The sequence below is a fragment of the Psychrobacter piscatorii genome, from assembly GCF_001444505.1.
GTDB classification, from domain to species: Bacteria; Pseudomonadota; Gammaproteobacteria; order Pseudomonadales; family Moraxellaceae; genus Psychrobacter; species Psychrobacter piscatorii_B.
This window is the reverse complement of record NZ_LNDJ01000137.1, coordinates 1-5,862: the sequence shown is the minus strand read 5'-3', so window position 1 is coordinate 5,862 and position 5,862 is coordinate 1. Positions and strand designations below refer to the sequence as shown.

The window sequence follows — 5,862 nt, the reverse complement described above, 5'->3', positions numbered from 1 at the left end:
CGGGGCGGTTCAATTGGGATGTACCTAAGAATTACATTTTATTTAGTACAGGCGAAGGTGAAGGCGGTTATTTGTATAATATAAAAAATGATAGCGTATGGGATTTTCAGATGGGACAGCTACAGCAACTAGCGGACGGTACATTACCGCATTGGGATAGCTTCTATGAGTTTATGACTTGGTATTTGACCGATGAAGAAGATGCCTAACGCTCGATAATTTTTATCATAAAGCCTAACGTAATCAGTTAGGCTTTATATTTTTAACTGTGTCATTCACGTCAAAATAGCCGTAGTGCATCAAGATAATAGCCATCCTGAGCACTTTAGACTGGAAAATATGTCTAAAAACCGAAGTCATGTCGATGAGATGCCAGGAAAAGAGGGCATTCAAGATATTGTTGTGGAAATGAAGCAGTTTTTAAATGAAGGAAAGTAGATATGAAAATGACTAAGCAGAGAAGAGAAGAAATATCGAAACGTTATCAAGAGCTTTATGAACAAGATCCTGAATTGCGAGTGGCTCACGCAAATAGGAAAGGTGATATTGATTTTTTGAATAATATTTTTTTAATAGATAACCTTCTTGCTATCTCCGCTGTAACGGAAGAAGCAAAGTGGAACTGGCTACATCGTTCACTAATGCATATTCCTAATCAAGCCAAAGAATGGACAGGCACACCACTAGCAACTGTTAAATTCTATATTGATAAAGGAGTGACTATTAACGCTCAAGATAGGTATGGTATGACGCCACTGCACTATGCCATGCGAGGTAAAAATGCAGAAGCAGCCATAGCCTTACTAGAAGCAGGGGCAGATCCAAATATACCAAACAGAGACAACGTTATTCCCTTAGCTATGATTGGAGGAATGCCTGAAAGAGTTGATCTACTTAAGCTAATGCTTGATAAAGGAGCCAACATCCATTATAAGAATGGTGATAATGAACTAAGTATAGTAAATAGTATGAAAAAGCACCTTGGGAGTCAGGAAAAATTCATACCCGTTATCCAACTCTTAGAGCAATACGCATCGATATAGATATTTTATTTCGCGGTATCCAAAGATATAAACCATCACTGCCATATCTCATCCAACACCCTAAACCAATTCTTTGACGTGATCTTTTCAATCAGCGCATCAGAGAAGTGCCGCTGCTGCATCCGCTCGATCAGCTTGGAGATTTGACTGATATCAGACAATTCATCAGGCAATAAGCACCCATCAAAATCAGAGCCAAAGCCAACCTGATCTTCGCCTAAATGGTCAATCAGATAAGCAAGATGATCGACGATCACATCAAGGGAGGTCTGCGTATCTCGCTGCCCATCCGCACGCAAAAAGGCCACATCGAAGTTGACGCCAACCAGACCACCGCTTTGTTTGATGCCAGCCAGCTGCTGATCAGTCAGGTTTCTTGCTTGCGGACATAAGGCGTGTGCATTGGAGTGGGTTGCGACAACGGGCTGATCCACAATTTCTAGCGTATCCCAAAACGCACGCTCATTCATATGGGACACGTCAATCAGCATATGCTTGTCACGACACGCCAAAATAAGTTCTTTGCCTTCGCAAGTTAGACCAGAGCCTGTGTCTGGCGAATGCGGAAAAGACGCATTTAAGCCATCACCGAACAGGCTTTTTCTATTCCACAGTGGGCCAATGCTTCTGAGTCCTGCCTCATAAAATACATCCAGCAAGTCAGGCTCAATAGCCAAAAACTCAGCGCCTTCAAGATGCAAAACGATAGCCAGTTGCTGTTTCTGCTGACAGACTTGAATTTGTGCAACAGACGTACAGATCTGAATCTGACCATCTGATCGCGCCTGCAATTGCTGGGCAAGTTTAAGTTGCGCGCAGCAACTATCAACGATTTCTTGCGGAGTGAAGTCTGAGTTTGATGGGTTGGATAACTTATCAGGATGGTTGTTTTTCACATAAGCGTAGGGTGGTAAGAAAATAGAAAACAATCCGCCCATCCAACCTGCTTGTTGACAACGCTTTAAATCTAAATGCCCCGGTAGTGTGCCATAAATAAAATCATGCACGGGATCGTCAGCCGAGCTTAGCCATAGGCGGGTTAGTAGATCATTATGACCATCAAAAATTATAGGCTGGTTATTCATCATTAATCCGTGACCATACGCGTGGGAATCAGTTGCTCTTGACTCATACTTAATCGTTTAGAATTTTTAGGGTTCCTAAAGCGCAGCTCTTCAAACGGAGTTGGCGTCTCGCTATTAACACGTGCTTCCTCGATCAGGTAGTGATAAGGCGATTTGCCGCACACAGGATCGGCGTTTTTGGCATCGCCCGTCAGCATAAACGCTTGGCAACGGCAGCCGCCATAATCGCGTTCTTTATCGGGGCAGCTTTGGCACATGTCAGGCATCCATTCATCACCGCGAAAGTGATTGAAGCTGTCTGAGTCATACCAGATGTCTTTTAATGTCGTCTGCCTGACATTAGGAAAATCCATAGGCAGCTGTCTGGCAGCATGACAAGGTAGGGCAGTGCCATCAGGTGCCACGGTCAAGAAAATCTTACCCCAGCCATCCATACAAGGTTTTGGCCGTTCTTCATAGTAATCAGGCACCACAAAAATGAGTTTGCATTTGATACCACGTGCTTCGATTTTTTTGCGATATTCATTGGTGATGCGTTCGGCTCTGACCACTTGCTCTTTGGTCGGTAGTAGGCCTTCGATGTTTGCAAACGCCCAACCATAAAACTGGCAAATAGCCAGCTCAACCGTATCGGCCTCTAGCTCTAAGCAGAGATCAATAATCTGGTCGATCTGATCGATGTTTTGCCGATGAATCACAAAGTTAAGCACCATCGGATAGTCGTACTGCTTGACCAGACGTGACATCTCATACTTTTGCTCAAAAGCATGTTTTGAACCCGCCAATGCATTGTTTACCGTTGGGTCGCTGGCTTGGAAGCTGATTTGAATATGTTGTAGGCCTGCTTCTTTTAGACTCGCGATTCTAGCCTCAGTAAGCCCCATACCTGATGTGATAAGGTTAGTATAAAAGCCCTGCTTGTGCGCATAAGCGACCAGCTCTTCTAGGTCTTGACGCACCAGTGGCTCACCGCCAGAAAACCCCAGCTGCACCGCGCCCATTTGCCGCGCTTGATCAAAAACATCAAACCACTCCGCTGTCGTCAGCTCGTCTTTATACTGAGCATAATCAATGGGGTTGGAGCAATACGGGCATTGTAAGGGGCAGCGATAGGTCAACTCAGCGAGTAACCATAGCGGCAGTCCGACGGGTGCAGTCATACTAAATCAATCCAATGTTCACGCTGGGCGACCAGCATATATTCGATAATGTCTTGCTCAATCTCAGGCACATCGCCAAACATGGCTTGCACCTTTTGGATAATATCAGCAACCGATGCGGTGCCATCGATATGTTGTCCAATGATACTGGCGCTGTCATTGAGTTTTATCATCCCTTCAGGGTAGAGCAGGACATACGCGTCTTGTGCTGGCTCAAACTGAAAGCGATAGCCATGACGCCATGTGGGAACCAGCGATTGATCCAGCTCAGGTAAACTCGCGGGTATACTCATTTGAACAATCCTTTATGCCAGACATGGTCAGTGGTGACGCTTTGATAAGGCGCTTGGTCATGGACATAAGCGAGGCTCAAGGCATCCAATATCGTCCACAAAATATCGAGTTTAAATTGTAATATCTCAAGCATGCGTTCTTGCTGCTCTGCCGTTTTGAATGAGTCTAGGGTAATGGTCAGACCATGCTCAACATCGCGGCGAGCTTGGCTCAAACGCGAGCGAAAATAGGTATAGCCTTCTTCCTTGATCCAAGGGTAGTGCTTGGGCCAAGACTCTAGACGCGATTGGTGAATCTGCGGCGCAAACAGCTCGGTCAGTGAGCTACTCGCCGCCTCACGCCATGACGTACGGCGTGCAAAGTTCACATAAGCATCAACAGCAAAACGCACACCCGGTAATACCAGCTCTTCAGAAATCACTTGCTCACGAGTCAGACCAACTGCTTCCGCCAGACCAAGCCATGCTTCGCGCCCGCCGCCATCAGGATAGACGCCATCTTGATCAATCATGCGCTGAATCCACTCTTGGCGCACGCGCTGATCGGGACAATTGGCCATAATCGCCGCATCTTTTAGTGGGATATTGATTTGGTAATAAAACCGATTGGCAACCCACGCTTGGATTTGCTGCTGCGTGGAGCGCCCTTCATGCATCATGATATGAAAAGGATGGTGGATATGATAATACTGACCTTTGGCCATAATTGCTTGTTCAAACGCTTCTGGACTGAGTGCGGTTTCTTCTGTTGTTTTCATTTTATTGCCTTACCGTTTGTCTTATAGTTCTATCTGCATACCATCAAAGGCCACTTCAACACCATGCTGTTTTAATGTCGCTGCTTGTTCAGATTGCTCGTTCAATATCGGGTTGGTGTTATTAATATGAATGAGCACTTTGCGAGCATTATCGAGCTGATCGAGATAATGCAGTGATCCATCGTCACCACTGATGTGCAAATGCCCCATGTCTTGCCCCGTCTTGGTACCGACGCCGCATTCTTGCATCTCGTTGTCTGTCCATAGCGTCCCGTCAATCATCACGCAATCAGACGCTTTCATGATTTGCATCACTTCGTCGTCGATTTTGCCCAAGCCTGGCGCGTAGAACAGCTGCTTTTGTGTTTTTAAATCTTTCACAATCAGCGCGATATTATCGCCATCATGAGGGTCGTTACGATGCGGTGAGTACGGCGGCGCTGAGCTTCTAATGACCAAAGGCGTCAGCTCTAAATTGCTATAGCCGTCAATTTGAAAGCTTTGCTTTGGATCGATTTGATTATATTGTAGACCGCCATTCCAGTGCTTTAGCATATTGAACAGCGGAAAGCCTGTGCTGAGGTCGTCATGCACCATGTCCGTACACCAAACAGAGATGGGGCAGCCTTCACGTAAGGTCAATAGCCCCGTGGTGTGGTCAAGCTGACTGTCCATCAATACCACATCGGTGATGCCCGTGTCTCGTAATTGACGCGCTGGCTGAGCCGCATTAAAGTCAAATAGCTGCTGGCGAATGTCTGGTGAAGCGTTAAACAAAATCCAGTCAACACCATTTTCTGATATGGCGATCGAGGACTGGGTACGGGTCTTTGCTTCAATGGTGCCTTGGCGTACGCCGTGGCAGTTTTCGCAGTTACAGTTCCACTGCGGAAAACCGCCGCCCGCTGCTGAGCCTAAAACGTGAATATACATAGCGCAATATTTCCAAATGTCAAAAAAAGTAAAAGCCCTAATCATCTAGGGCTTTTAATGTATTCAGGTCTATGAGTTTTTAGCGTGCTTCAAAATACATAGTGATTTCGAAACCGATACGGATGTCTTGAAAAGCGGGTTTAGTCCACTGCATGGGATTGCTCCAAAAAATTATTATAGGACCATCGTTGAGATGAATGAAAGTAATTATCAATGGTATTATAAGCCGACCCTGAATGTCAATTTGTTAGATGTTAACTTTCAAACTCAACACACTCTAATATTTAGACTAAAAGCGATAAGTCACTCTACCGACTACATTTAAAGGCTCGCCATACGTTAATCCAAAAAAATTTTCGCCAGCAAGATATTTTTGGTTGAATAAATTGTTGACGTTAAGCTGTGCTTCTTATATCTAAGAAATGTACTCGGACTGCCTTATAACCATAAGCGTGTTTATCGTATCTACCGTGAGCTTGAATTAAACCTTAGAATAAAGCCTAAACGCCGTATTAAGCGAGCGAGACAAACCGCAAAAACTTGCTGTGCCCACTTGTATCAATCAAAGCTGGAGCATGGACTTTATGCAC

General features: G+C 45.1%; 8 protein-coding genes and 1 pseudogene. 3 read left to right on the top strand and 6 right to left on the bottom strand.

Annotated elements, in window-relative coordinates; genetic code table 11:
- Both AS194_RS13745 and AS194_RS13325 read left to right on the top strand, forming a co-directional pair.
- Nucleotides 1-209 (top strand): hypothetical protein (locus tag AS194_RS13745; RefSeq protein WP_264753458.1); only part of this gene is annotated, 209 nt, incomplete at its 5' end.
- A gap of 231 nt (nucleotides 210-440) precedes the next feature.
- Complete coding sequence (locus tag AS194_RS13325) at nucleotides 441-1,043, top strand: ankyrin repeat domain-containing protein (RefSeq protein WP_200960368.1); 603 nt, start codon at nucleotides 441-443, stop codon at nucleotides 1,041-1,043.
- A gap of 35 nt (nucleotides 1,044-1,078) precedes the next feature.
- On the opposite strand, the gene AS194_RS13320 is transcribed toward AS194_RS13325, so the two are convergent.
- From AS194_RS13320 to pqqA, 6 genes are all read right to left on the bottom strand, one after another.
- The gene (locus tag AS194_RS13320) at nucleotides 1,079-2,128 is read right to left on the bottom strand and encodes a dipeptidase (protein WP_413771715.1); all 1,050 of its coding nucleotides are present in this window, start codon (nucleotides 2,126-2,128) and stop codon (nucleotides 1,079-1,081) included.
- A 2-nt stretch (nucleotides 2,129-2,130) separates the two neighbouring features.
- Nucleotides 2,131-3,288, bottom strand: coding sequence for a pyrroloquinoline quinone biosynthesis protein PqqE (gene pqqE / locus AS194_RS13315; RefSeq protein ID WP_058025982.1), 1,158 nt, complete (start codon nucleotides 3,286-3,288; stop codon nucleotides 2,131-2,133).
- A complete protein-coding gene (pqqD, locus tag AS194_RS13310; protein WP_058025981.1) occupies nucleotides 3,285-3,581 on the bottom strand; it encodes a pyrroloquinoline quinone biosynthesis peptide chaperone PqqD in 297 nt (98 codons plus the stop codon). Before pqqD ends, pqqE begins: the two co-directional genes overlap by 4 nt.
- A complete protein-coding gene (pqqC, locus tag AS194_RS13305; RefSeq protein WP_058025980.1) occupies nucleotides 3,578-4,339 on the bottom strand; it encodes a pyrroloquinoline-quinone synthase PqqC in 762 nt (253 codons plus the stop codon). Before pqqC ends, pqqD begins: the two co-directional genes overlap by 4 nt.
- A 21-nt stretch (nucleotides 4,340-4,360) precedes the next feature.
- Nucleotides 4,361-5,272, bottom strand: a complete 912-nt coding sequence (gene pqqB, locus AS194_RS13300) for a pyrroloquinoline quinone biosynthesis protein PqqB (RefSeq protein ID WP_058025979.1) — start codon at nucleotides 5,270-5,272, stop codon at nucleotides 4,361-4,363.
- A gap of 79 nt (nucleotides 5,273-5,351) precedes the next feature.
- Nucleotides 5,352-5,426, bottom strand: coding sequence for a pyrroloquinoline quinone precursor peptide PqqA (gene pqqA / locus AS194_RS13585; protein WP_075107140.1), 75 nt, complete (start codon nucleotides 5,424-5,426; stop codon nucleotides 5,352-5,354).
- 246 nt (nucleotides 5,427-5,672) lie between these two features.
- On the opposite strand from pqqA, the pseudogene AS194_RS13580 reads away from it, so the two are divergent.
- A pseudogene (locus AS194_RS13580) lies at nucleotides 5,673-5,862 on the top strand (IS3 family transposase); the annotation flags it as partial.